Annotated in this window: 23 protein-coding genes; 20 read left to right on the top strand and 3 right to left on the bottom strand. The window is 53.3% G+C overall.

From position 1 onward, the window contains the following. The first annotated feature begins 48 nt into the window (after positions 1–48). Positions 49–1,224 (top strand): MFS transporter, encoded by a 1,176-nt coding sequence (locus ABOC97_RS03180; RefSeq protein WP_349593974.1) that lies wholly within the window; start codon positions 49–51, stop codon positions 1,222–1,224. 3 nt (positions 1,225–1,227) lie between these two features. Here the strand turns inward: ABOC97_RS03180 and ABOC97_RS03185 are convergent, their stop codons facing one another. Further along, positions 1,228–1,965, bottom strand: a complete 738-nt coding sequence (locus ABOC97_RS03185) for a GntR family transcriptional regulator (protein WP_349593976.1) — start codon at positions 1,963–1,965, stop codon at positions 1,228–1,230. 199 nt (positions 1,966–2,164) lie between these two features. On the opposite strand from ABOC97_RS03185, the gene ABOC97_RS03190 reads away from it, so the two are divergent. From ABOC97_RS03190 to ABOC97_RS03205, 4 genes are all read left to right on the top strand, one after another. After that, entirely contained in the window at positions 2,165–2,476 is a 312-nt protein-coding gene (locus ABOC97_RS03190) for a PTS sugar transporter subunit IIB (RefSeq protein ID WP_349593979.1), read from the top strand. A gap of 27 nt (positions 2,477–2,503) precedes the next feature. Beyond that, the gene (locus tag ABOC97_RS03195) at positions 2,504–3,835 is read left to right on the top strand and encodes a PTS sugar transporter subunit IIC (protein WP_349593982.1); all 1,332 of its coding nucleotides are present in this window, start codon (positions 2,504–2,506) and stop codon (positions 3,833–3,835) included. A gap of 119 nt (positions 3,836–3,954) precedes the next feature. Continuing rightward, entirely contained in the window at positions 3,955–5,586 is a 1,632-nt protein-coding gene (locus ABOC97_RS03200; protein ID WP_349593985.1) for a carbohydrate porin, read from the top strand. Positions 5,587–5,676: 90 nt separating this feature from the next. After that, the gene (locus tag ABOC97_RS03205; RefSeq protein ID WP_349593988.1) at positions 5,677–6,477 is read left to right on the top strand and encodes an HAD-IIB family hydrolase; all 801 of its coding nucleotides are present in this window, start codon (positions 5,677–5,679) and stop codon (positions 6,475–6,477) included. Here ABOC97_RS03205 and flk read toward each other — a convergent pair. Beyond that, entirely contained in the window at positions 6,466–7,482 is a 1,017-nt protein-coding gene (gene flk, locus ABOC97_RS03210; protein WP_349593990.1) for a flagella biosynthesis regulator Flk, read from the bottom strand. The genes ABOC97_RS03205 and flk overlap by 12 nt on opposite strands. 104 nt (positions 7,483–7,586) lie before the next feature. Between flk and pdxB the strand changes: the two genes are divergently transcribed. The 15 genes from pdxB to hisP all read left to right on the top strand — a co-directional run bounded on the left by pdxB (position 7,587) and on the right by hisP (position 21,824). Beyond that, positions 7,587–8,714, top strand: coding sequence for a 4-phosphoerythronate dehydrogenase PdxB (gene pdxB / locus ABOC97_RS03215; RefSeq protein WP_349593993.1), 1,128 nt, complete (start codon positions 7,587–7,589; stop codon positions 8,712–8,714). Between the two features lie 64 nt (positions 8,715–8,778). Further along, complete coding sequence (locus ABOC97_RS03220) at positions 8,779–9,792, top strand: aspartate-semialdehyde dehydrogenase (RefSeq protein ID WP_349593996.1); 1,014 nt, start codon at positions 8,779–8,781, stop codon at positions 9,790–9,792. Further along, positions 9,792–10,604 (top strand): tRNA pseudouridine(38-40) synthase TruA, encoded by an 813-nt coding sequence (truA, locus tag ABOC97_RS03225; protein ID WP_349593999.1) that lies wholly within the window; start codon positions 9,792–9,794, stop codon positions 10,602–10,604. Before ABOC97_RS03220 ends, truA begins: the two co-directional genes overlap by 1 nt. A 25-nt stretch (positions 10,605–10,629) precedes the next feature. Further along, positions 10,630–11,289, top strand: coding sequence for a DedA family protein (locus ABOC97_RS03230; protein WP_349594002.1), 660 nt, complete (start codon positions 10,630–10,632; stop codon positions 11,287–11,289). A 196-nt stretch (positions 11,290–11,485) separates the two neighbouring features. After that, a complete protein-coding gene (gene accD, locus ABOC97_RS03235) occupies positions 11,486–12,400 on the top strand; it encodes an acetyl-CoA carboxylase, carboxyltransferase subunit beta (RefSeq protein ID WP_234502275.1) in 915 nt (304 codons plus the stop codon). 70 nt (positions 12,401–12,470) lie between these two features. Then, a complete protein-coding gene (gene folC, locus ABOC97_RS03240) occupies positions 12,471–13,739 on the top strand; it encodes a bifunctional tetrahydrofolate synthase/dihydrofolate synthase (RefSeq protein ID WP_349594006.1) in 1,269 nt (422 codons plus the stop codon). Further along, entirely contained in the window at positions 13,729–14,403 is a 675-nt protein-coding gene (dedD, locus tag ABOC97_RS03245; protein WP_349594009.1) for a cell division protein DedD, read from the top strand. Before folC ends, dedD begins: the two co-directional genes overlap by 11 nt. A 209-nt stretch (positions 14,404–14,612) precedes the next feature. Next, positions 14,613–15,101, top strand: coding sequence for a colicin V production protein (gene cvpA, locus ABOC97_RS03250; RefSeq protein ID WP_052285426.1), 489 nt, complete (start codon positions 14,613–14,615; stop codon positions 15,099–15,101). Positions 15,102–15,134: 33 nt separating this feature from the next. Next, entirely contained in the window at positions 15,135–16,652 is a 1,518-nt protein-coding gene (gene purF / locus ABOC97_RS03255) for an amidophosphoribosyltransferase (RefSeq protein WP_349594012.1), read from the top strand. Between the two features lie 282 nt (positions 16,653–16,934). Continuing rightward, entirely contained in the window at positions 16,935–17,504 is a 570-nt protein-coding gene (locus tag ABOC97_RS03260) for a UbiX family flavin prenyltransferase (RefSeq protein ID WP_349594015.1), read from the top strand. Between the two features lie 287 nt (positions 17,505–17,791). Beyond that, on the top strand, positions 17,792–18,574 hold the full coding sequence (gene argT, locus ABOC97_RS03265) for a lysine/arginine/ornithine ABC transporter substrate-binding protein ArgT (RefSeq protein WP_349594018.1): 783 nt from the start codon (positions 17,792–17,794) through the stop codon (positions 18,572–18,574). Positions 18,575–18,796: 222 nt separating this feature from the next. Further along, a complete protein-coding gene (hisJ, locus tag ABOC97_RS03270; protein ID WP_163448740.1) occupies positions 18,797–19,579 on the top strand; it encodes a histidine ABC transporter substrate-binding protein HisJ in 783 nt (260 codons plus the stop codon). 64 nt (positions 19,580–19,643) lie between these two features. Beyond that, positions 19,644–20,330, top strand: coding sequence for a histidine ABC transporter permease HisQ (locus ABOC97_RS03275; RefSeq protein ID WP_234502265.1), 687 nt, complete (start codon positions 19,644–19,646; stop codon positions 20,328–20,330). Then, complete coding sequence (locus tag ABOC97_RS03280; protein WP_052285432.1) at positions 20,327–21,043, top strand: ABC transporter permease; 717 nt, start codon at positions 20,327–20,329, stop codon at positions 21,041–21,043. Before ABOC97_RS03275 ends, ABOC97_RS03280 begins: the two co-directional genes overlap by 4 nt. 7 nt (positions 21,044–21,050) lie before the next feature. Then, on the top strand, positions 21,051–21,824 hold the full coding sequence (gene hisP / locus ABOC97_RS03285; RefSeq protein WP_349594022.1) for a histidine ABC transporter ATP-binding protein HisP: 774 nt from the start codon (positions 21,051–21,053) through the stop codon (positions 21,822–21,824). Positions 21,825–21,837: 13 nt separating this feature from the next. On the opposite strand, the gene ABOC97_RS03290 is transcribed toward hisP, so the two are convergent. Further along, the gene (locus ABOC97_RS03290) at positions 21,838–22,350 is read right to left on the bottom strand and encodes a GNAT family N-acetyltransferase (protein ID WP_349594025.1); all 513 of its coding nucleotides are present in this window, start codon (positions 22,348–22,350) and stop codon (positions 21,838–21,840) included. Positions 22,351–22,392 lie beyond the last annotated feature (42 nt).

Consider the following 22,392-nt stretch of genomic DNA (forward strand, 5'->3'; position numbering starts at 1 on the left):
GGGGCGTGGCTACAGATCCTCGCCTTACTCAGCATTCTGGAGTAAAGCATGACCGCAGTAACTCAAACTGAACGTTCAGCTTCATCAAACGTTTCACTATTTCGCATCGCTTTCGCGGTGTTTCTGACCTATTTAACCGTCGGTATACCGCTGCCGGTCATTCCGCTATTTGTGCACCAGGAGCTGGGCTACGGCAATACCATGGTGGGCATCGCCGTGGGCGTTCAATTCTTCGCCACCGTATTGACGCGCGGTTATGCCGGGCGGCTGGCCGATCAGTACGGCGGTAAACGCTCCGCTCTGCAAGGGATGTTTGCCTGCGCGTTTGCCGGTGCCGCCTGGCTTGGCGCCGCGCTGCTGCCGGTCGATACGATGGTTAAATTTGGGCTGTTAATCGTTGGGCGTCTGATCCTCGGTTTTGGCGAGAGTCAACTGCTGACCGGGACGCTGACCTGGGGGATGGGGCTGGTTGGCCCGAAGCAGTCCGGAAAAGTGATGTCCTGGAATGGTATGGCGATTTTTGGCGCGCTGGCCGTCGGGGCGCCGCTGGGGTTGTTCATCAACGCCCGCTATGGTTTTGCCGTGCTGGCTGGGGTAACCATGATGCTGCCGCTGCTCGCCTGGGCTTTTAACGGCTCGGTGCGCAAGGTGGCGGCGATGGCCGGTGAGCGTCCGTCGCTGTTTAGCGTGATTGGGCTCATCTGGAAACCCGGAATGGGGCTGGCGCTGCAGGGCGTGGGCTTTGCGGTGATTGGCACCTTCGTCTCGCTGTACTTTGTCAGTAAAGGCTGGACGATGGCGGGCTTCACATTGACTGCCTTCGGTGGCACTTTCGTGCTGGTGCGCATTCTGTTTGGCTGGATGCCGGACCGCTTCGGCGGCGTCAGGGTGGCGGTGGTTTCGCTGCTGGTGGAAACCGTTGGCCTGCTTCTGCTATGGCAGGCACCTGACGCATGGGTGGCTTTATCCGGTGCGGCGCTGACCGGGGCCGGCTGTTCACTGATCTTCCCGGCGCTGGGGGTTGAGGTTGTCAAACGCGTGCCGCAACAGGTACGCGGTACGGCGCTGGGCGGCTATGCGGCGTTTCAGGATATCGCGCTTGGCGTTTCCGGCCCGCTGGCGGGAATGCTCGCCACCTCGTTTGGCTACCCATCGGTATTCCTCGGTGGGGCAATTTCCGCCGTGCTGGGCATTATGCTGACGCTGTGGGCGTTTCGTAAGTAGCGTTTAGGTTCCGGCTCTGCGCACAGTAGGGCCGGCCGCCGCTTTTCGTGGTAAGAAATACTTCACCTGAAATTCGTACATGTTGGTGTAGAGAATCGAGTAATCAATGGGCGTTGACTGCTCATCTACGGCCTGCGTTTGCATGCGAATAATGGGATCTAACGCGCTGATATGCAGCAGTTTCGCCACTTCTGGCGAGGGCAGTATGGGCTGAATAGATTCGTAGCAGCCCATGATTTTTACGCCGCACTCGTTCTCAATGTAGGAAAATTTAGACTTCTTCATATGCGCAATCGTCAGGTCTGGGAAACGGCTGGCGGAAAGCCAGGTTTCTTCGACCTGCATGGCGATATTATCGATAAGACGCAGGCGTTTGGCGTAATACACCGGTTCGCCAAGCGTGACTTGCAGGTTATTGGCAATTTCATCTGATGCCGTCTGTAGCTCAAATTTGAGGATCTGACTGGTGGGTGTTTTACCTTCGTTTTTCGCTATTTCAGTAAAACTATCAAGGTGGGTGACAGAGGCCTGAAAATGCTTGTTTCGCAGATAGGTGCCAGAGCCATGCCGCCGTTCAATCATCCCTTCCTCTTCCAGTACCTTTAATGCTTTGCGCAAGGTATTACGCGAGACATCATAAAGTTCTGCCAATTCTTTTTCTGACGGCAGAAGATCGCCAATATTGTAGATCGCACTGTTTAATCTGTTTTTAAGCAGATTGATGATGTTTTGATAAACCACTTTTGAACCTCCTTAAATCCTTTTAATACAATGTGTTGAAAATACATTCACACAATTTATGGCTGATATGTTCAGCTTTTAGTCCATTTTTGAACAACTTGGCCGCCGTTAACTGTGATCGGAAGACGAGTTACGAAAATTAACAATTATTAAAGTGTACGTCAATTTATGACATATTTTATGGGAAAGGATACAGGGTATGGAAAATATATTGTTGGTGTGTGCTGCAGGGATGTCGACGAGTATGTTGGTAAAACGCATGCGTGAACACGCAGAGGCGGTTAATAATCCAGCGAATATTAATGCATTGGCTATTTCTGAAGCTAAAGAGAAAATAAAGAAAAATGAAGTTAGCGTGGTGCTATTAGGGCCACAGGTTCGTTTCCAAAAAAATGAAATTGAAGCGATTTCACAAGGGAAGATTCCAGTCGCCGTCATTGATATGAAAAGCTACGGCCAAATGGATGGTAAAACGGTATTTGAAAAGGCTTGTCAGCTATTAAATAAATAACTCCAATATTAAGATTAAGGGTTAGCTATGGGATTTATGAATTCGTTTGAACGAGGGATGGAAAAAATCCTCGTTCCTGTTGCTATTAAATTGAACTCTCAGATACACGTTTCGGCAATTCGTGATGCGTTTATTCTGTCATTCCCAATTGTCATGGCCAGTTCGCTGATTATTTTGATCAACTTTGCAATTTTATCGCCGGATGGTTTCATTGCCAGCATTCTGCATTTAGGCACGCTGTTCCCGAATCTTGCCGATGCCCAGCAAATCTTTACTCCGGTGATGAACGGCTCGGTCAATATTATGGCGGTGCTGATAACCTTCCTCGTCGCGCGTAACATGGCGATTAGCTACCAGCAGGATGATTTGCTGTGTGGCCTGACGGCGATTGGTGCCTTCTTCGTGGTGTATACCCCGTATGTCATTATTGATGGACAGGCCTATCTGACCACTAAATACCTCGGGCCGCAGGGGCTGTTCGTCGCGGTAATTGTCGCACTGCTTTCCAGCGAGATTTTCTGCCGTCTGGCGCGTAACCCGAAAGTAACGATCACCATGCCTGATGCGGTGCCGCCAGCGGTGGCACGCTCTTTCAAGGTGCTGTTGCCTATCTTCTTCGTGATGATTTTCTTCTCTGTCCTCAACTACCTGCTGTCCAAAATCTCGCCTAACGGCTTGAATGACCTGATCTACACTCTGATTCAGGCACCGCTGAAGGACATGGGGACCAACATCTTTACCGTGCTGATTCTGGGGCTGGTCGCCAACTTCCTATGGATCCTCGGCATTCATGGGCCCAATACGGTTGCGGCGATTCGCGAAACCATTTTCTCCGAAGCGAATCTGGAAAACCTCTCCTATGCGGCATCTCATGGCTCCACCTGGGGTGCGCCGTATCCGATCACCTGGACCGGCATCAATGATGCCTTCGCCAACTGCGGCGGCTCCGGGATGACCTTAGGTCTGCTGCTGGCGATTTTTATTGCTTCACGCCGTAAAGATTATCGCGATCTGGCCAAAATGGCCTTTGTACCCGGTCTGTTTAATATCAACGAACCGGTGATGTTTGGCCTGCCAATTGTGCTGAACCCGATTCTGGTGATTCCGTTTATCCTGGTACCGTTTGTGAATGCGTTGATTGGTTATGCCTTCATCACTCTGGAGATTATTCCACCGATTGCCTACGCCGTACCGTGGACAACGCCTGGGCCATTGATTGCTTTCTTCGGTACTGGAGGAAATTGGATGGCACTGTTTGTCGGTATTTTGTGTCTGGCCGTGGCGACTCTTATCTATCTGCCATTCGTGATTGCGGCTAACAAAGTGAATGTGTCCACCGCTGCTGAGCAGAACAGTTAATTCCATTCAGGATATTTTCGCCAGGGATTGACGATATTTTAATATAAATTCTAATTTTCATTTCACCCTCAGTCAGCAATGGCTGAGGGAACATTATAATTAAATCTTAAGGGTTTCCGATGAATTCAAATAAATTGAAGGTTAGCTTATTGGCTTTTTCAGTCTTTGCCGCCTTATCGCCATTAAACGTAATGGCTGCTAAATTAACGGTGGAACAGCGTTTAGAATTGTTAGAGGCGGAGTTATCAAGTTATAAAAATAAAGTGGCCGAGCTTCAGCAGAATATTAAAGATAATGAAAAGAAAAGTCAGACTGCGACAAATATAGCCCCGCAGTCGCCGGTGGCGGATAATATTGAAAATGAGAATAGCGAAAAAACAAATGCAGTAGTGAAACCAGAAGTTAAAGCCACCCAGCAGGTTGCCGTAATCAATACCGACGGGAATAAACCAAAGGTTGAAAGCGTGACCATGAAGGATATCAGCAAGTTTGTGAAGGAAGACATTGGCTTTAGCTACGAAGGTTACTTCCGTTCCGGCTGGGGCACTTCCAACCACGGTTCGACGCAGACCTATGCGGCCGGTTCATTGGGCCGTTTTGGTAACGAAATGAGCGGCTGGTTCGACTTAACCATGAATCAGCGGGTCTACAATCAGGATGGTAAAACGGCCAACGCCGTCGTGACGTACGACGGCAACGTGGGGGAGCAGTATAACGACGCCTGGTTTGGCGATAGCGATAACGAAAATATTCTCCAGTTCAGCGATATCTTCCTGACCACCAAGGGCTTCATGCCGTTCGCGCGCGAAGCAGATTTCTGGGTCGGTAAGCATAAGCTGCCGGAGTATGAAATCCAGATGCTGGACTGGAAATCGCTCACCACCGATGTGGCGGCAGCGGTCGGGATTCAGAACTGGAATCTGGGCGCTGGGCAACTGGATGCCTCACTTAGCCGAAACGATGTTGACGTTTACTCGCGTGATTTCAACAACACCACCCAAATGAATACTAACTCCGTCGACCTGCGTTATCGCAATATTCCGCTATGGCAGGATGGCTCTTTGTCGCTAATGGGTAAATACGCCTTTGCCAATAAGACCGATGAGCAGAAAAAGAATGAGAGCAACAACAGCTACTTCGAGCTGAAAGATACCTGGATGGCGACCGGCATCGTGCGGCAGGCGTTGGAACGCGACGGATTTAATGAATTTACCCTGCAGGTGGCGAATAATTCCTATGCCAGCAGCTTCTCCAACTTCTCCGGCGCTAGCAACTCGATGGCTCAGGGACGCTACTACTATGGCGATCACTCAAACGGTATCGCCTGGCGGTTAATATCTCAGGGCGAAATGTATCTGGCCGATCGCATTATTATGGCTAACGCGCTGGTGTGGTCGCACGGTGAAGATGTCTATAGCTATGAAAGTGGCGCACACAGCGACTTTAACAGCTTGCGGGCGGTGATTCGCCCGGCGTGGATTTGGGATACCTGGAACCAGACCGGCGTAGAGTTGGCGTGGTTTGCTCAGAAGAACACCACTCATCAGGGTCAGGATCTGAAAGAGTCAGCGTACAAAACCACGCTTTATCACGCCTTAAAAGTGGGGCCGAGCCTGCTGGGGTCGCGTCCTGAAATCCGCTTCTACGGCACCTACATCAATATTCTCGACAATGAACTGTCGCAGTTTAAGTTTAACGACGACAGCAAAAACGAGTTTATGGCCGGCGTTCAGGCTGAGGTGTGGTGGTAAACGTGTTGTCGCCCGGAGCGGTATTTTTGCCGACTCCGGGCAATCTATCAGCCATGCGCTCATGTGACCGACTCAATAAGGGGAGAACCTATGATTAAGCTGATTATTACCGATCTCGACGGGACCTTTTTAAACCGTCACGGTGACTATAATCGTGTTCTGTTTCCACACATCAAAAACCTGATGCAGCAAAAAGGCGTGGCATTTGCTCTTTGTACCGGCAAACAGTGCGAGCGCGTTGAAGAACTTTTTGGCGAGCAGGTACACGACTTTTGGATTCTCGGCGACAGCGCCACGCGGATTAAACACGCGGGGGAATACGTTTATCAATCGCTGATAAAAAACGGCCTTGGGCGGGAAATCATTGCCACGCTCGAAGCGGTGAACAGCGAGCCCGTGGTCATTGCCTGTACGCCGGTCGGTGCCTATGTCAAAACGACGTTATCGCAGGAGATGCTGGCGAAGGTGAAGATGTCCTACGCCAACGTGGTGCAGGTAACGAGTTTTACTGAGGTTAAACATGACTTCGTGAAAATCTCGCTGTTTGATATCAAGGGCCGATGCCCGCAAATCAAGCCGCATCTAGCTGCGTATTTTGATAAGGCTTATATCGTGGTATCGGAAGATGCGTGGATTGATATTGCCGATGTTGGCGTCCACAAAGGCCACACGGTGGAGATATTGCAGCAAAGGCTGGGCGTGAGTGCAGAAGAGACGATGGTGTTTGGCGATGGGCTTAATGATATTGAGCTGATGACCCGCGCCGCCTGGAGTTTCGCTATGCGTAATGCTTTTGACGAAACTAAACAGGCTGCGCGGTTTATTACCGGCTACAACGATGACGACGCGGTGATGACCACCATCGAGCAGGTACTAAAACTACAGCAGTAGCCAAAGTAGTGCGAACACCACCATGATAACCACGAATGCCAGCCCCGGACGTGCCGACAGCGATTTCAGCGAGGTGATGACCGGGGCGAATGGCGCATAAATCGGCTGCACATCGCGAGCTTCCAGCGTGTGAGCCTGCGAAATTTTCTCACGTTCAATACGCTTTAAGAACAGCAGCGTCAGCAGCTCCTGGATTTGCACCGGGGTCAGTACCGTTTGCGGTGTCCCGTTCCAGTTTTGCTGGGCAAAATCGCGAACCAACTGAGACTCCTGCGGTTCCATCGGCTGCTTGAGTGCGGCCTGCAGCGTATGGAGCGTTGGCGCCGGATGTGTGCTGAGCGTTAGGCGAGCCTGTAAAAGCGTTACCATGGCGTTAAAATGCTTCGCGGGCAGCGGGTCTCCCGACTTCACGCCGGCAAGCTCCAGCAGCGATTTCCAGATCAGTTTACTCGAGTCGCCAGTGGCCGCAGAAACCTTGGTTACCAGCTGATTCAGCGTATTTTGCTCCGCCGGAAGCAGCGGGCGATCGGTTGCCGGGCGCTGCTGCGGCTGCGGGATAGACAGCTGCCCCTGCTGCAATAACTGCAAAACGCTTTTCAACTGCTGCGGTGTTAGCTGGCTGAGGGCTGTTTGCCCAAACTGCTGGCGGATGTAGTCACTCACTGCCTGGCGATTATTGCCTTGGCCGAGCAGTTCGGTAAGCTGCGACAGCGTTTGGCGCACACTCAGTTTTTGCTCAGCGGTGCCAATACGTTGATTCAGATTTTGTTCAGCGGCGGGAAAGTGGCGCGCCTGTAATGGCGTGTCATTCTTCAACCCCAGATCGTGTTTAACCCCCGCCCAAACTTCGGCATTTTGCTGCGAAGTCATGGCGATTAAGCGCGTAATAAGCCGTTCCAGCACCGTTCGTTGCTGGGTACTTAACGGCTGTTCTCCCGCTGGGGAGAGGGGAGTGGTGCCGGTCCCCGGAGGGCGCGCAGGCATACCTGAAATGGGTTGCGTCATGATTCATCCTTTCCATATTACTTAATGCCGGGCGCAAGTATGCCTGGCGGCGAGATTATGGCACACTTCCCCGGTTTACTCTCGTTCTCAGACAGGTACTAATCGTGAAAATCCTTGTTGATGAAAATATGCCCTATGCCCGCGAGCTTTTCAGCCGTTTGGGTGAGGTGAGGGCTGTTCCTGGCCGTCCGATCCCGATGGAAGCGTTAACCGATGCCGATGCGCTGATGGTACGTTCCGTCACGAAGGTTAATGAAGCGCTGCTGGGTGACAAAGCGATTAAGTTTGTCGGCACTGCGACGGCGGGCACCGATCACGTTGATCAGGCGTGGCTGCAACAGGCTGACATCGGGTTTTCCGCGGCGCCGGGTTGCAACGCGATTGCGGTGGTTGAATACGTCATTTCCGCGCTGCTGATGCTGGCCGAACGCGATGGTTTCGCATTGACCGATCGTACCGTGGGGATTGTGGGTGTCGGTAACGTCGGCGGTCGTCTGCAAAAACGACTGGAAGCGTTGGGCATTAAAACGCTGCTGTGCGATCCGCCGCGTGCTGATAATGGTGACGCGGGTGATTTCAAATCGCTCAACGAGCTGGTTGAACAAGCCGATGTTCTGACCTTCCACACGCCGTTGTATAAAGAAGGGCCGTACAAGTCGCTGCATCTGGCAGATGACGCGCTGATTAGCCGCCTGCAGCCGGGAACCATTTTGATCAACGCCTGCCGTGGTCCGGTGGTGGATAACACGGCGCTGCTTGCTCGCCTGGAAGCAGGGCAGGAGCTAAGCGTGGTATTGGACGTGTGGGAACCGGAGCCGGATCTCAACCTGGCGCTGCTGGATAAAGTAGATCTGGGCACCTCACACATCGCTGGCTATACCCTTGAAGGTAAAGCGCGCGGCACCACCCAGGTGTTTGAAGCCTATAGCCAGTTTATCGGCCAGCCGCAGGAAGTGGCGCTCTCCTCGCTGCTGCCGGCACCGGAATTTGGCCACATTAGCCTACACGGCCCGCTCGATCAGCCAACGCTGAAAAGACTGGTTCATTTAGTGTATGATGTGCGCCGCGATGACGCACCGCTGCGAAAAGTCGCGGGGATCCCGGGCGAATTTGACAAGCTGCGTAAGAATTACCTTGAGCGCCGCGAATGGTCATCACTCACCGTTGAGTGTGACGATGCTGACGCCGCCGCGCTGCTGCAACAAATCGGGTTTAACGCCGTACATCGTTAATGTCTTCTTAATGCCCCTGTCGGATACTCCGGCAGGGTCGCCATTTTTTCTGGAGTAAATCACCATGTCTGAAGGCTGGAATATTGCCATCCTGGGCGCAACCGGCGCCGTAGGCGAAGCCCTGCTTGAAACCCTTGCTGAACGTCAGTTCCCGGTGGGTGATATCTATGCGCTGGCGCGCAATGAAAGCGCCGGTGAGCATCTGCGTTTTAATGGTAAATCGGTAATGGTGCAGGATGCGGCGGAGTTCGATTGGACTCAGGCGCAGCTGGCGTTCTTTGTGGCCGGTCAGGAAGCAACGGCGACCTACGTCGAAGAAGCCAGTAACGCAGGCTGTCTGATTATCGATCTCAGCGGCCTGTTTGCGCTGGAGCCAGATGTACCGTTAGTAGTGCCGGATGTGAATCCATCTGTTCTTGCGGATTATCGTAACCGTAACCTGATTGCCGTTGCCGATAGCCAGACCAGTCAGCTGCTGAGCGCGCTGAAGCCGCTGATTGATGAAGGTGGCCTATCGCGCATTAACGTGACCAGCCTGATCTCCGCTTCCGCGCACGGTAAAAAAGCGGTCGACGCGCTGGCGGGACAGAGCGCCAAGCTGCTGAACGGGATGCCGATTGATGAAGGTGACTTCTTTGGACGTCAGTTGGCGTTCAATATGTTGCCGATGCTGCCAGACCGCGAAGGTAGCGTGCGCGACGAACGTCGTATCGTCGATCAGGTGCGTAAAATTCTGCAGGACGACGGCCTGATGATTTCCGCCAACTGCATCCAGTCACCGGTGTTCTACGGTCACGCGCAGATGGTCTCCTTTGAGGCGATGCGCCCATTGGCAGCGGAAGAAGCGCGTGATGCGTTCTCTCGCGGCGACGATGTCGTGTTGTCTGAAGAGGGTGAATTCCCAACACAGGTGGGTGATGCGACGAACAGTGCGCACCTTTCTGTTGGCTGCGTTCGCAACGACTACGGTATGCCGGAGCAGATCCAATTCTGGTCCGTTGCCGATAACGTACGTTTCGGCGGCGCGCTGATGGCGGTGAAAACGGCTGAGAAGCTGGTGCAGGAGTATATGTACTAATGTCCGGGATGGAGCAACCGCCTGTCTACCGAATTGCGCTGGGCATTGAATATGACGGCAGCAAATACTACGGCTGGCAGCGGCAAAACGAAGTGCGTAGCGTGCAGGAGAAGCTTGAAAAAGCGCTTTCGCAGGTGGCGAATGAGCCGATTAACGTGTTTTGCGCCGGGCGTACAGATTCCGGCGTACACGGTACTGGTCAGGTTGTGCACTTCGAAACCCACGCTGCGCGTAAAGACGCGGCGTGGACATTGGGCGTAAATGCGAATTTGCCTGGTGACATCGCGGTACGTTGGGTGAAAGCTGTTCCCGACGATTTCCACGCGCGCTTTAGCGCGACGGCGCGTCGCTATCGCTACATTATCTATAACCACCGGCTGCGTCCGGCGGTATTGGGCCAGGGCGTGACGCATTATCACCAGCCGCTGGACGCCGAGCGGATGCACCGCGCGGCGCAAAGTCTGTTGGGCGAGAATGATTTCACCTCGTTTCGGGCGGTGCAGTGCCAGTCACGCACGCCGTGGCGCAATCTGATGCACATCAACGTGACCCGCTACGGCGCGTACATCGTGGTGGACATCAAAGCGAATGCCTTTGTGCATCACATGGTAAGGAATATTGTTGGCAGCCTGATGGAAGTTGGCGCAGGAAACCAGCCGGAGAGCTGGATTGCAGAACTGCTGGCGGCAAAAGACAGGACGCTTGCCGCCGCGACGGCGAAAGCGGAAGGGCTGTATCTGGTGGCGGTAGATTATCCCGCGCACTTTGACCTGCCTTCCGTGCCGATGGGGCCGCTTTTCCTGGCGGACTAATGTAGTCATTTGGGGCTAAAACAATATGGATCTTATCCGTTTTTTAATTGATTTCATCCTGCATATCGATGTGCATCTGGCTGAACTGGTCGCGCAGTATGGCATCTGGGTTTACGCGATTCTGTTCCTGATCCTGTTTTGTGAAACGGGGTTGGTGGTTACGCCGTTCCTGCCGGGCGACTCGCTGTTATTCGTTGCCGGTGCGCTTTCCGCGCTGCCGACCAACGATCTCAACGTGCATCTGATGGTGCTGCTGATGGTGATTGCTGCCATTCTTGGCGATGCGGTGAACTACACCATTGGACGGCTGTTCGGCGAGAAACTGTTCAGCAATCCAAACTCGAAGATTTTCCGTCGCAGTTACCTGGATAAGACCCACGCCTTCTACGATAAGCACGGTGGAAAAACCATTATTCTGGCGCGATTTGTGCCCATCGTCAGAACATTTGCGCCTTTTGTGGCGGGAATGGGCCATATGTCCTATCGTCATTTTGCATTCTATAACGTGACCGGAGCGCTGCTGTGGGTGCTGCTGTTTACCTACGCGGGTTATCTGTTTGGCGATCTGCCGATAGTGCAGGAAAACCTGAAGCTGTTGATTGTGGCGATTATCGTCCTGTCGATATTGCCAGGCGTTATCGAAGTGATTCGCCATCGTCGCGCCGCAGCAAAGCAGGCAAAATAAACGCAGCACAAAGGGCACGATTCAGCCGTGCCCTGTTACGGCATGTTTCGCGGTTCGACCACTTTTTTATGCCAAGTTTCGGGCTGTTATGTTTTAATGTGCAACATTCATGGTCTATGAGGGGCAAAAGTGGCATTATGCGCGCCCCCTTAATGGCAAAACTGGCATCGACCAGGTTCAGGCAGAAAGGTTATCAATGAGCTGGATTGAACGAATTAAAAGCAACATCACACCTACCCGCAAGGCGAGCATCCCGGAAGGGGTATGGACCAAGTGCGATAGCTGTGGTCAGGTTTTGTATCGCGCCGAGCTGGAGCGTAACCTCGAGGTTTGCCCTAAGTGCGATCATCACATGCGTATGTCAGCGCGTAATCGCCTGCATAGCTTGTTAGATGAAGGGTCCCTGGTAGAACTGGGTAGTGAACTTGAGCCGAAAGACGTGCTGAAGTTCCGTGACTCTAAAAAGTATAAAGACAGATTGGCATCCGCTCAAAAAGAGACGGGTGAAAAAGACGCGCTGATTGTCATGAAAGGCACTCTGCACACCATGCCGGTGGTTGCCGCCGCCTTTGAGTTCTCCTTTATGGGTGGCTCAATGGGTTCCGTGGTAGGTGCGCGCTTTGTCCGTGCCGTTGAGCAGGCGCTGGAAGATAACTGTCCGCTGATCTGCTTCTCCGCATCCGGTGGTGCACGTATGCAAGAAGCGCTGATGTCGCTGATGCAGATGGCAAAAACCTCTGCTGCGCTGGCGAAAATGCAGGAGCGCGGTTTACCGTATATCTCCGTGCTGACCGACCCAACTATGGGCGGCGTTTCCGCAAGCTTTGCGATGCTGGGCGACCTGAACATCGCTGAACCTAAAGCGCTGATCGGTTTCGCAGGTCCACGCGTTATCGAACAGACCGTTCGTGAGAAACTGCCGCCGGGCTTCCAGCGCAGCGAGTTCCTCATCGAGAAGGGCGCGATCGATATGATTGTTCGCCGTCCGGAAATGCGTCTGAAGCTGGCCAGCGTTCTGGCGAAGCTGATGAATCTCCCGGCACCGAACCCGGATGCGCCGCGCGATAGCGTGGTGGTACCGCCGGTACCGGATCAGGAACCCGAGGCCTGATAATGCAAAGGGCAGGGCCGGATGGCGCTGCCCTTTTTGCTTTTATTCACCGTTGAAAGTTGCGGGCACCATGGAAAAACATCTTATTCCTCAGGCCACGTCGCCCCTGGCTACGTGGCTTTCTTATCTGGAAAACCTCCATTCAAAAACTATCGACCTGGGTCTGGCGCGTGTCAGCGAGGTTGCGGGTCAACTGGACGTGCTCCAGCCTGCGCCGTTTGTGTTTACGGTTGCTGGAACTAATGGCAAAGGCACCACCTGCCGTACGTTGGAAACGATTCTGATGGCGGCAGGCTATACGGTAGGCGTTTATAGCTCTCCGCACCTGGTACGCTACACCGAGCGCGTGCGCATTCAGGGCGCGGAGCTTGCGGAAAGCGACCATACAGCTTCCTTTGCGGCGATTGAAACGGCGCGGGGTGAAATCTCGCTGACCTATTTTGAATACGGCACCCTCTCCGCGCTATGGCTGTTTAAGCAGGCTAAGGTCGATGTGGTTATCCTCGAAGTAGGTTTAGGCGGTCGTCTGGATGCCACCAATATTGTGGATGCCAATGTTGCCGTAGTGACCAGCATCGCGCTGGATCATACCGACTGGTTAGGGCCGGATCGCGAAAGTATCGGTCGTGAGAAAGCGGGCGTGTTTCGCGCTGGCCGTCCGGCTGTCGTCGGTGAGCCAGATATGCCGCATACCATTGCTGATGTGGCACGCGAGAAAGGTGCACTGCTGCGCCAGCGTGACGTTGATTGGCGTTACACGATTGAGGCCGACAGCTGGAGCTTTAGCGACGCACAGGGCGAGATGCGGAATCTGCCGCTGCCGAACGTGCCGCAGCCTAACGCCGCCACGGCGCTGGCAGCGCTGCGTGCCAGTGGGCTTGTAGTGAGTGAAGATGCCATTCGTGACGGCATTGCTAACGCGATTTTGCCCGGCCGTTTCCAGACAATTCAAACTGAGCCGCGCGTCATTTTAGACGTTGCGCATAACCCGCATGCGGCGGCCTACCTTGCCGGACGTCTCAAATCACTGCCGAAAAATGGGCGAGTGCGGGCGGTTATTGGTATGCTGCATGATAAGGATATTGCCGGTACGCTGGCATGTCTGGAAGAGGTCGTTGACGACTGGTATTGCGCACCGCTGGAAGGGCCTCGAGGGGCGACAGCGGAACAGCTGCGTGAACATCTGCGCGCAGGTACCGTCTTCGCTAGCGTGGCACAGGCATGGAGTGCCGCAATGGCCGACGCGACGCCGGAGGATACGGTGCTGGTGTGTGGTTCGTTCCACACGGTAGCGCATGTGATGGAAGAGTTGGACGCGGGGATAGCTGGTGGCAAGTAAGTTTCAAAACCGTCTTGTCGGGACGATAGTATTAGTTGCCCTGGGCGTTATCGTGCTGCCAGGGCTTCTTGACGGGCAAAAAAAACATTATCAGGATGAGTTCGCGGCTATTCCGCTGGTGCCAAAACCAGGCGATCGCGACGAGCCCGATATGTTGCCAACCGCCACGCAGGCGCTGCCAGCGCAGCCACCTGAAGGCGCGGCAGAAGAAGTCAGGGCAGGGGATGCTGCGGCACCGTCGCTGGATTCCAGCCGCCTTGCGGTCAACGGCAACGGCGATCTGGAACAGATCCCGCCGACGGCTGAACCGCCAAAACCGAAGCCGGTTGAAAAGCCTAAGCCTAAACCACAGCCGGTAACAGAACAGGTTGCCGTCACGCCACCGCCAAAAGCCGCGCCGGAAGAGCAGCCAGCGCCGGTGGGGAAAGCCTACGTGGTGCAGTTGGGGGCACTGAAGAACGCCGATAAGGTGAATGAAATTGTCGCCAGCCTGCGCGGTGCGGGTTATCGCGCTTACACGTCGCCTTCTACGCCGGTTCAGGGTAAAATTACGCGTATTCTTGTTGGCCCGGAAGCCTCAAAAGATAAGCTGAAAGGTTCGCTTGGCGAACTGAAACAGCTGTCGGGATTAAGCGGTGTTGTGATGGGATATACCCCGAACTAACGCAGCTTTACCCTGCACCCAAACCCTTCCCACCGCGGGATGAGGGGCATTTTTTTGCCCGTGGGTGTGGGCCCGAAACCGTGGCGTTGAATATTTTTTCAGCGCCATTTTTTATTTACGCCAGGGAAGGAAATCCCTACGCAAACGTTTTCTTTTTCTGTTAGAATGCGCCCGAACTGGATGACAGGGCGTAAAATCGTGGGACATTTATGGTCTGGATTGATTATGCCATTATCGCGGTACTGGGCTTTTCTTGCTTAGTGAGTCTTATCCGCGGCTTTGTTCGTGAAGCATTATCGTTGGTAACCTGGGGCTGTGCCTTCTATGTTGCCAGCCATTACTACACGGAACTGTCTGTCTGGTTTACGGGCTTTGAAGATGAACGGGTTCGAAACGGGATTGCGATTGCAGCGCTGTTTATCGTAACGCTCATCGTTGGTGCTATCGTGAACTATGTGATAGGCCAACTGGTGGAAAAAACCGGTCTGTCGGGTACAGATAGGGTGTTGGGGATCTGCTTTGGCGCTTTACGTGGGGTGCTGATTATCGCCGCCATCCTGTTCTTCCTTGATACCTTTACCGGGATGGCGAAGAGCGATGACTGGCTGCACTCGCAGTTTATTCCCTATTTTTCACCGGTTATCAGATGGTTTTTCGAATACCTCCAAAGCTCGTCAAGTTTCTTGCCCAAAGTATAAACTTTGGGTCGTTGCTTAACGAGGAAAAGACGTATGTGCGGTATTGTCGGTATCGCCGGTGTCATGCCGGTTAACCAGTCGATTTATGATGCGCTAACGGTGCTGCAGCACCGTGGACAGGATGCCGCTGGCATCATCACCATTGATGCCAACAACTGCTTCCGGTTGCGTAAGGCAAACGGCCTGGTCAGCGATGTCTTTGAAGCCCGCCACATGCAGCGTATGCAGGGCAATATGGGTATTGGCCATGTGCGCTACCCAACGGCGGGCAGCTCCAGCGCTTCTGAAGCTCAGCCTTTCTACGTTAACTCGCCATACGGTATTACGCTTGCGCACAACGGCAACCTGACCAACGCGCATGAGTTACGTCAGAAGCTGTTTGAAGAGAAACGCCGCCACATCAACACCACTTCTGATTCTGAAATCCTGCTCAATATTTTTGCCAGCGAGCTGGATAACTTCCGCCATTACCCGCTGGAAGCCGACAATATCTTTGCCGCCATTGCCGCGACGAATCGTCAGATTCGTGGTGCCTATGCGTGCGTCGCGATGATTATCGGTCACGGCATGGTTGCTTTCCGCGACCCTAACGGCATCCGTCCGCTGGTGCTGGGCAAACGTGATATTGGCGACGGTCGTACCGAGTATATGGTGGCTTCCGAAAGCGTGGCGCTGGATACGCTGGGCTTTGAATTCCTGCGCGATGTGGCGCCGGGCGAAGCGGTCTACATCACTGAGAAAGGGCAGCTGTTTACCCGTCAATGTGCTGACAACCCGGTGAGCAACCCATGCCTGTTCGAATACGTCTACTTTGCGCGCCCGGACTCCTTTATCGATAAGATTTCCGTCTACAGCGCTCGCGTTAACATGGGCACCAAGCTTGGCGAGAAAATCGCGCGCGAGTGGGAAGATCTGGATATCGACGTGGTTATCCCGATTCCAGAAACCTCTTGCGATATCGCGCTGGAGATTGCCCGTATTCTGGATAAACCGTACCGTCAGGGTTTTGTGAAAAACCGTTACGTTGGCCGTACCTTTATCATGCCGGGTCAGCAGCTGCGTCGTAAGTCAGTGCGTCGTAAGCTCAACGCCAACCGCGCCGAGTTCCGCGGTAAGAACGTCCTGTTGGTGGATGATTCCATCGTGCGTGGTACCACGTCTGAGCAGATTATCGAAATGGCGCGCGAAGCCGGAGCGAAAAAGGTCTATCTGGCCTCTGCCGCGCCGGAGATTCGTTTCCCAAATGTCTACGGTATTGATATGCCAACCGCTACCGAGCTGATTGCTCACGGGCGTGAAGTGGACGAAATCCGGCAGATCATTGGTGCAGACGGTCTTATCTTCCAGGATCTTAACGATCTGATTGAAGCCGTCCGCGCTGAGAACCCGGACATTCAGCAGTTTGAATGCTCGGTATTTAACGGCGTGTACGTTACCAAAGACGTTGACCAGACCTATCTTGATTTCCTCGATTCACTGCGCAATGACGACGCCAAAGCGATGCTGTTGCAAAATGAAGTCGAAAACTTAGAGATGCACAACGAAGGTTAAGTTGGTAAAGGCCGGATGCGAATCGATTCGCATCCGATTTTTTCATCTGGATCAGTTCCTATCTCCGTTTCGCCTTCCCTAACCCAGTCCCTCGATGCGCCGAAATAGCACACCGTCCCGTTTGTTTTTCGTCATCTGGCTTTGAGCAAATTCAGACAGCCGTTTTTATAGTTATGGCTCAACCCCCTTTAAGCCAACTAATATCGATAATCACGCCTCGCGGTTGCGTCTGGCGCCGTAATCCGGCAAAGTTTGCTTCATTATGGAAACAGGGCGGTTTGTGTGAAACGACTCATCATTGGAATCTCCGGCGCCAGCGGCGCCATTTACGGCGTTCGCTTACTACAGGTGCTGCGTAGCCTCCCGGATGTCGAAACGCATCTGGTGATGAGCCAGGCGGCACGCCAGACGCTGGCGCTGGAAACCGACTTTTCGCTGCGTGAGGTTCAGGCGCTGGCCGACGTTGTGCACGATGCCCGCGATATCGGTGCCAGTATCTCATCAGGCTCTTTTAAAACGGCCGGGATGATTATTCTGCCGTGCTCAATCAAAACCCTCTCTGGTATCGTCAATAGCTATACCGACGGCTTGTTAACGCGTGCCGCTGACGTGGTGCTCAAAGAGCGCCGTCCGTTGGTGCTGTGCGTGCGAGAAACGCCGCTGCATTTGGGGCACTTGCGTTTGATGACCCAGGCCGCCGAGATTGGCGCAATTATCATGCCGCCAGTGCCAGCATTTTATCACCGCCCACAAACGCTGGACGATGTGATTAACCAGACGGTAAATCGCGTGCTCGATCTTTTCGATATCGACCTGCCGCAGGATCTCTTTACGCGCTGGACCGGCGCGTAGCGCGCCCAACCAGGGCGCATGATGTATTCTTTGCCCTGTTTCAGGGCGATTTTGTAACGCCGATCAAATCCTCGATATTTAATCATCCCGATTGTCTATTTGTGCTCGATTTATGCGCTGCGGCTGATATCTTTCTTTGTGGTCACCTTTTGTTATCTTTTCATTAACATTTTTAACAGTGTGTTTATTAGCGTTAAAGATGGCACAGAAGATGCAAATAAGATTCTGCAGACGCACACAACATAATTATGAGTAGTTAACGACATCACGATTTAATAGGGGAACGTATGAAGAAGACGGTTCTGGCTCTCTCTTTGCTGCTGGGTCTCAGCAGCGCATCCAGCGTATTTGCCGCACTGCCACAGAGCATTCGTATCGGCACCGATACTACCTACGCACCGTTCTCCTCGAAAGATGCCAAAGGCGATTTCATCGGCTTTGATATCGATCTGGGCAATGAAATGTGTAAACGCGCCAGCATCAAATGTACTTGGGTGGGCAGCGACTTTGACGCGCTGATCCCGTCGCTGAAAGCGAAGAAAATCGACGCCATCATCTCTTCGCTGTCGATAACCGAAAAACGCCAGCAGGAAATCGCCTTCTCCAACAAGCTGTATGCGGCGGACTCACGTCTGATTGCGGCGAAAGGCTCGGCGATTTTGCCTACCCTTGATGCGCTGAAAGGCAAGCATATCGGCGTTCTGCAGGGTTCCACTCAGGAAGCTTATGCCAACGAAAACTGGCGTAGCAAAGGCATCGATGTTGTAGCGTATCAAAACCAGGATCTGATCTACTCCGATATGGCAGCCGGTCGTCTTGACGCGGCGTTCCAGGATGAAGTGGCGGCTAGCGAAGGTTTCCTCAAGCAACCAGCGGGTAAAGATTTTGATTTCGCAGGTCCGTCCGTCAAAGACAAGAAATTCTTTGGTGATGGCACCGGCGTCGGGCTGCGTAAAGACGACGTTGAGCTGAAAGCAGCGTTTGATAAAGCGCTGGCGGAGCTGCGTGCTGACGGTACCTACGACAAGATGGCGAAGAAATATTTCAACTTCAACGTCTACGGCGACTAACTGCAGTAAATGTATCATCGTGGTGCATTGATTTTGTGATGCACCACGGTGGTGCGCTTTTTGCTCGAAAATTGCGCGTGGTTGCATAATTAAGCATTTTTAATGAGAAAAAAGCCATCAGTCAGGGCAGAATGCTTTGCCTTGATAGGCCGAAAGATGGCACGATAACTGCTCAGATTATTTCTAAAAAACCCACAAGAATTACTGTCTGTTGAGGATAATATGAAAAAACTGGCGTTATCTTTTTCTTTGGTCTTAGCGCTTGCTTCTGCTTCAAGCGCATTTGCAGCAATCCCGCAAAAAGTGCGTATTGGTACTGACCCAACGTATGCACCGTTCGAGTCAAAAAATGCACAGGGTGAATTAGTGGGTTTTGACATTGATCTGGCAAAAGAGCTGTGTAAGCGCATCCAGGCACAATGTACCTTCGTGGAAAACCCGCTGGACGCCCTGATCCCCTCGCTGAAAGCGAAGAAAATCGATGCCATTATGTCGTCGCTGTCGATCACTGAAAAACGTCAGCAGGAAATTGCCTTTACCGACAAACTGTACGCCGCCGATTCCCGTCTGGTGGTGAAAAAGGGTTCCCCGGTGACGCCAGATCTCGCCACGTTGAAAGGCAAGCGCGTTGGCGTGTTACAGGGCACCACTCAGGAAACTTACGGTAACGAGCACTGGGCACCGAAAGGTATTGAAATTGTCTCCTACCAGGGACAGGACAATATCTACTCCGACCTGACCGCCGGTCGTATCGACGCGGCATTCCAGGACGAAGTGGCGGCGAGTGAGGGTTTCCTGAAACAGCCTATCGGTAAAGACTACCAGTTCGGCGGCCCGTCGATTAAAGACGAGAAGCTGTTTGGGGTGGGTACCGGTATGGGTCTGCGTAAAGACGATACCGAACTGCTGAACGCGCTCAACAAGGCATTTGCTGAGATGCGCGCTGACGGCACCTACGACAAGCTGGCGAAAAAATACTTCGATTTTAACGTTTACGGCGAGTAATCATCACCAGTAACCCATCGTCTCGGCTTTACCGGGCGATGGGCGTCAAGACAGGACTGGCAGCATGCTGTACGGGTTTTCACAGGTTATTTTTCAGGGCGCCGTTGTTACCCTCGAGCTGGCTCTCAGCTCAGTGGTTCTGGCCGTGCTTATTGGTCTGGTCGGCGCGGGAGCCAAGCTCTCCCAAAATCGCGTACTGGCGTTAATTTTTGAGGGCTACACCACGCTGATTCGCGGGGTGCCCGACTTAGTTCTAATGCTGCTGATTTTTTACGGCTTGCAGATGGCGCTTAATCTGGTGACTGACGCGCTCGGGTTATCGCAGTTTGATATCGACCCGATGATCGCGGGGATCATCACCCTCGGTTTTATCTACGGGGCTTATTTTACCGAAACCTTCCGCGGTGCCTTTATGGCGGTGCCGAAAGGGCATATTGAAGCGGCCACGGCCTTCGGGTTTACCGGCGCGCAAACCTTCCGCCGCATTCTGTTCCCGGCGATGATGCGCTATGCGCTGCCGGGGATTGGCAACAACTGGCAGGTGATTTTAAAGGCCACCGCGTTGGTATCGCTGCTTGGGTTGGAAGATGTGGTCAAAGCGACTCAGCTTGCGGGCAAAAGCACCTGGGAGCCGTTCTACTTCGCCATCGTCTGCGGATTGATTTATCTGCTGTTTACTACCGTTTCCAATGGCGTGTTGCTGCTGCTCGAACGCCGCTACTCCGTGGGTGTGAAGAGGGCTGACCTGTGATTGAAATTATTCAGGAGTACTGGAAAGCGCTGCTGTGGAGCGACGGTTATCGTTTTACCGGCGTGGCAATCACCCTCTGGCTGCTGGTGCTGTCGGTAGTGATGGGTGGATTTATGGCTCTGTTCCTGGCGATTGCTCGCGTCTCCAGCAACAAGTACATCAAATTCCCGGTATGGCTGTTCACCTATATTTTTCGCGGTACGCCGCTGTACGTGCAGCTGCTGGTGTTCTACTCCGGGATGTACACGCTGGAAATCGTCAAGGGCACCGAGATGCTCAATGCCTTTTTCCGCAGTGGCCTCAACTGTACTGTGCTGGCTTTAACGCTCAACACTTGTGCCTACACCACCGAGATTTTTGCCGGTGCCATTCGTTCGGTACCCGCAGGGGAAATAGAGGCCGCGCGGGCCTACGGTTTCTCGTCATTTAAGCTCTATCGCTGCATCATTTTGCCATCGGCACTGCGCATTGCGCTGCCGGCCTACAGCAATGAAGTGATCCTGATGCTGCACTCGACGGCGCTGGCGTTTACCGCCACCGTGCCCGATTTGCTGAAAATTGCCCGTGATATTAACTCCGCAACCTACCAGCCCTTTACCGCCTTCGGGATCGCGGCCGTGCTGTACTTAATCATCTCGTATGTGCTGATAAGCCTGTTCCGTAAAGCGGAAAAACGCTGGTTGCAGCATATGAAACCGTCTTCTACGCACTGAGAATATGATGTCTGATAAAAAACTTAACGTAATCGACCTGCACAAACGTTACGGCGAGCAGGAAGTGCTGAAGGGCGTGTCGCTTAAGGCTGATGCGGGTGATGTGATAAGCATCATCGGCTCATCCGGCTCGGGCAAAAGTACCTTCCTGCGCTGCATCAACTTCCTCGAAAAACCGAGTGAAGGTTCCATTATCGTCAATGGGCAGAATATTGGCCTGGTTCGCGATACCGACGGGCAGCTAAAGGTGGCGGATAAGAACCAGCTGCGTTTACTGCGTACCCGCCTGACGATGGTCTTCCAGCACTTTAACCTCTGGAGCCATATGACGGTGCTGGAGAACGTGATGGAAGCGCCTATTCAGGTGCTTGGGCTCAGCAAGCTTGAAGCGCGCGAGCGGGCGGTGAAATACCTGGCGAAAGTGGGCATTGACGAACGCCAGCAGAATAAATACCCGGTGCATTTGTCCGGTGGCCAGCAGCAGCGCGTTTCTATTGCCCGAGCGCTGGCAATGGAACCGGAAGTGCTACTGTTCGATGAACCGACTTCCGCGCTCGATCCTGAGCTGGTTGGGGAAGTACTGCGCATAATGCAGCAACTGGCGGAAGAGGGGAAAACCATGGTGGTGGTGACTCACGAAATGGGCTTCGCTCGCCATGTTTCCTCGCATGTGATTTTCCTTCATCAGGGAAAAATCGAGGAAGAGGGAGCGCCGGATGAAGTTTTCGGCAACCCGAAGAGTGCCCGCCTACAGCAGTTCCTGAGCGGAGCGCTCAAGTAAAAGTCTTTCGCCCTCACCTGGCGGTGGGGGCGTTTTCCAGCCGGTAAACCCAGTCGTCGTAGTACTCGCCGTTCAGCTGATAGGCTTTTTCCAGCACCTGCGTGCGGATAAATCCACGTTTTTCCAGAAGTCGCGCTGAGCCGCGATTATCGCCTAATACCCATGCATTAATGGCCCACAGCGAAAGCTGGTTAAAACCATAGTCGCAGATAGCATTGAGCGCCTCACTGGCATAGCCGTGGCCCTGAGCCTGCGGCAATAGCGCGTAGCCTATGTCGGCCTCATGCGGGTTTTTATGGCTGATCCGCAGACCAATATCGCCGAGCGCAGTGCCTTTTTCATCGCGGATGACGAAAATCCCCGGCTCCTTACAGCGCTGTTCAAACACCCCGCGTATCGCCGACTCGTCCAGAATTTCTCCCATAAAGCGCATCACTTCATTGTTTTGTCGAAGCGCCAGGAAAAAAGGCCAGTCGTGTTCATGAAAGGGCGAAAGTTGTAAACGTGCGGTGGAGAGGGTTGCCATCAGAGTGCCAGTGCGCGAAGTAAAGGGCTACCTTAGCACCTG

Source organism: Kluyvera huaxiensis, assembly GCF_040149365.1.
GTDB lineage: Bacteria > Pseudomonadota > Gammaproteobacteria > Enterobacterales > Enterobacteriaceae > Kluyvera > Kluyvera intermedia_A.

Bases quoted from the DNA above. Each gene is read 5' to 3' on its own strand.
- ABOC97_RS03200 (WP_349593985.1), top strand. From the start codon at position 3,955: ATGAATTCAAATAAATTGAAGGTTAGCTTATTGGCTTTTTCAGTCTTT.
- argT (WP_349594018.1), top strand. From the start codon at position 17,792: ATGAAGAAGACGGTTCTGGCTCTCTCTTTGCTGCTGGGTCTCAGCAGC.
- ABOC97_RS03190 (WP_349593979.1), top strand. From the start codon at position 2,165: ATGGAAAATATATTGTTGGTGTGTGCTGCAGGGATGTCGACGAGTATG.
- ABOC97_RS03180 (WP_349593974.1), top strand. From the start codon at position 49: ATGACCGCAGTAACTCAAACTGAACGTTCAGCTTCATCAAACGTTTCA.
- hisJ (WP_163448740.1), top strand. From the start codon at position 18,797: ATGAAAAAACTGGCGTTATCTTTTTCTTTGGTCTTAGCGCTTGCTTCT.
- accD (WP_234502275.1), top strand. From the start codon at position 11,486: ATGAGCTGGATTGAACGAATTAAAAGCAACATCACACCTACCCGCAAG.
- folC (WP_349594006.1), top strand. From the start codon at position 12,471: ATGGAAAAACATCTTATTCCTCAGGCCACGTCGCCCCTGGCTACGTGG.
- ABOC97_RS03220 (WP_349593996.1), top strand. From the start codon at position 8,779: ATGTCTGAAGGCTGGAATATTGCCATCCTGGGCGCAACCGGCGCCGTA.
- flk (WP_349593990.1), bottom strand. From the start codon at position 7,482: ATGACGCAACCCATTTCAGGTATGCCTGCGCGCCCTCCGGGGACCGGC.
- truA (WP_349593999.1), top strand. From the start codon at position 9,792: ATGTCCGGGATGGAGCAACCGCCTGTCTACCGAATTGCGCTGGGCATT.
- ABOC97_RS03205 (WP_349593988.1), top strand. From the start codon at position 5,677: ATGATTAAGCTGATTATTACCGATCTCGACGGGACCTTTTTAAACCGT.
- cvpA (WP_052285426.1), top strand. From the start codon at position 14,613: ATGGTCTGGATTGATTATGCCATTATCGCGGTACTGGGCTTTTCTTGC.
- ABOC97_RS03290 (WP_349594025.1), bottom strand. From the start codon at position 22,350: ATGGCAACCCTCTCCACCGCACGTTTACAACTTTCGCCCTTTCATGAA.
- hisP (WP_349594022.1), top strand. From the start codon at position 21,051: ATGTCTGATAAAAAACTTAACGTAATCGACCTGCACAAACGTTACGGC.
- ABOC97_RS03195 (WP_349593982.1), top strand. From the start codon at position 2,504: ATGGGATTTATGAATTCGTTTGAACGAGGGATGGAAAAAATCCTCGTT.
- purF (WP_349594012.1), top strand. From the start codon at position 15,135: ATGTGCGGTATTGTCGGTATCGCCGGTGTCATGCCGGTTAACCAGTCG.
- ABOC97_RS03230 (WP_349594002.1), top strand. From the start codon at position 10,630: ATGGATCTTATCCGTTTTTTAATTGATTTCATCCTGCATATCGATGTG.
- ABOC97_RS03275 (WP_234502265.1), top strand. From the start codon at position 19,644: ATGCTGTACGGGTTTTCACAGGTTATTTTTCAGGGCGCCGTTGTTACC.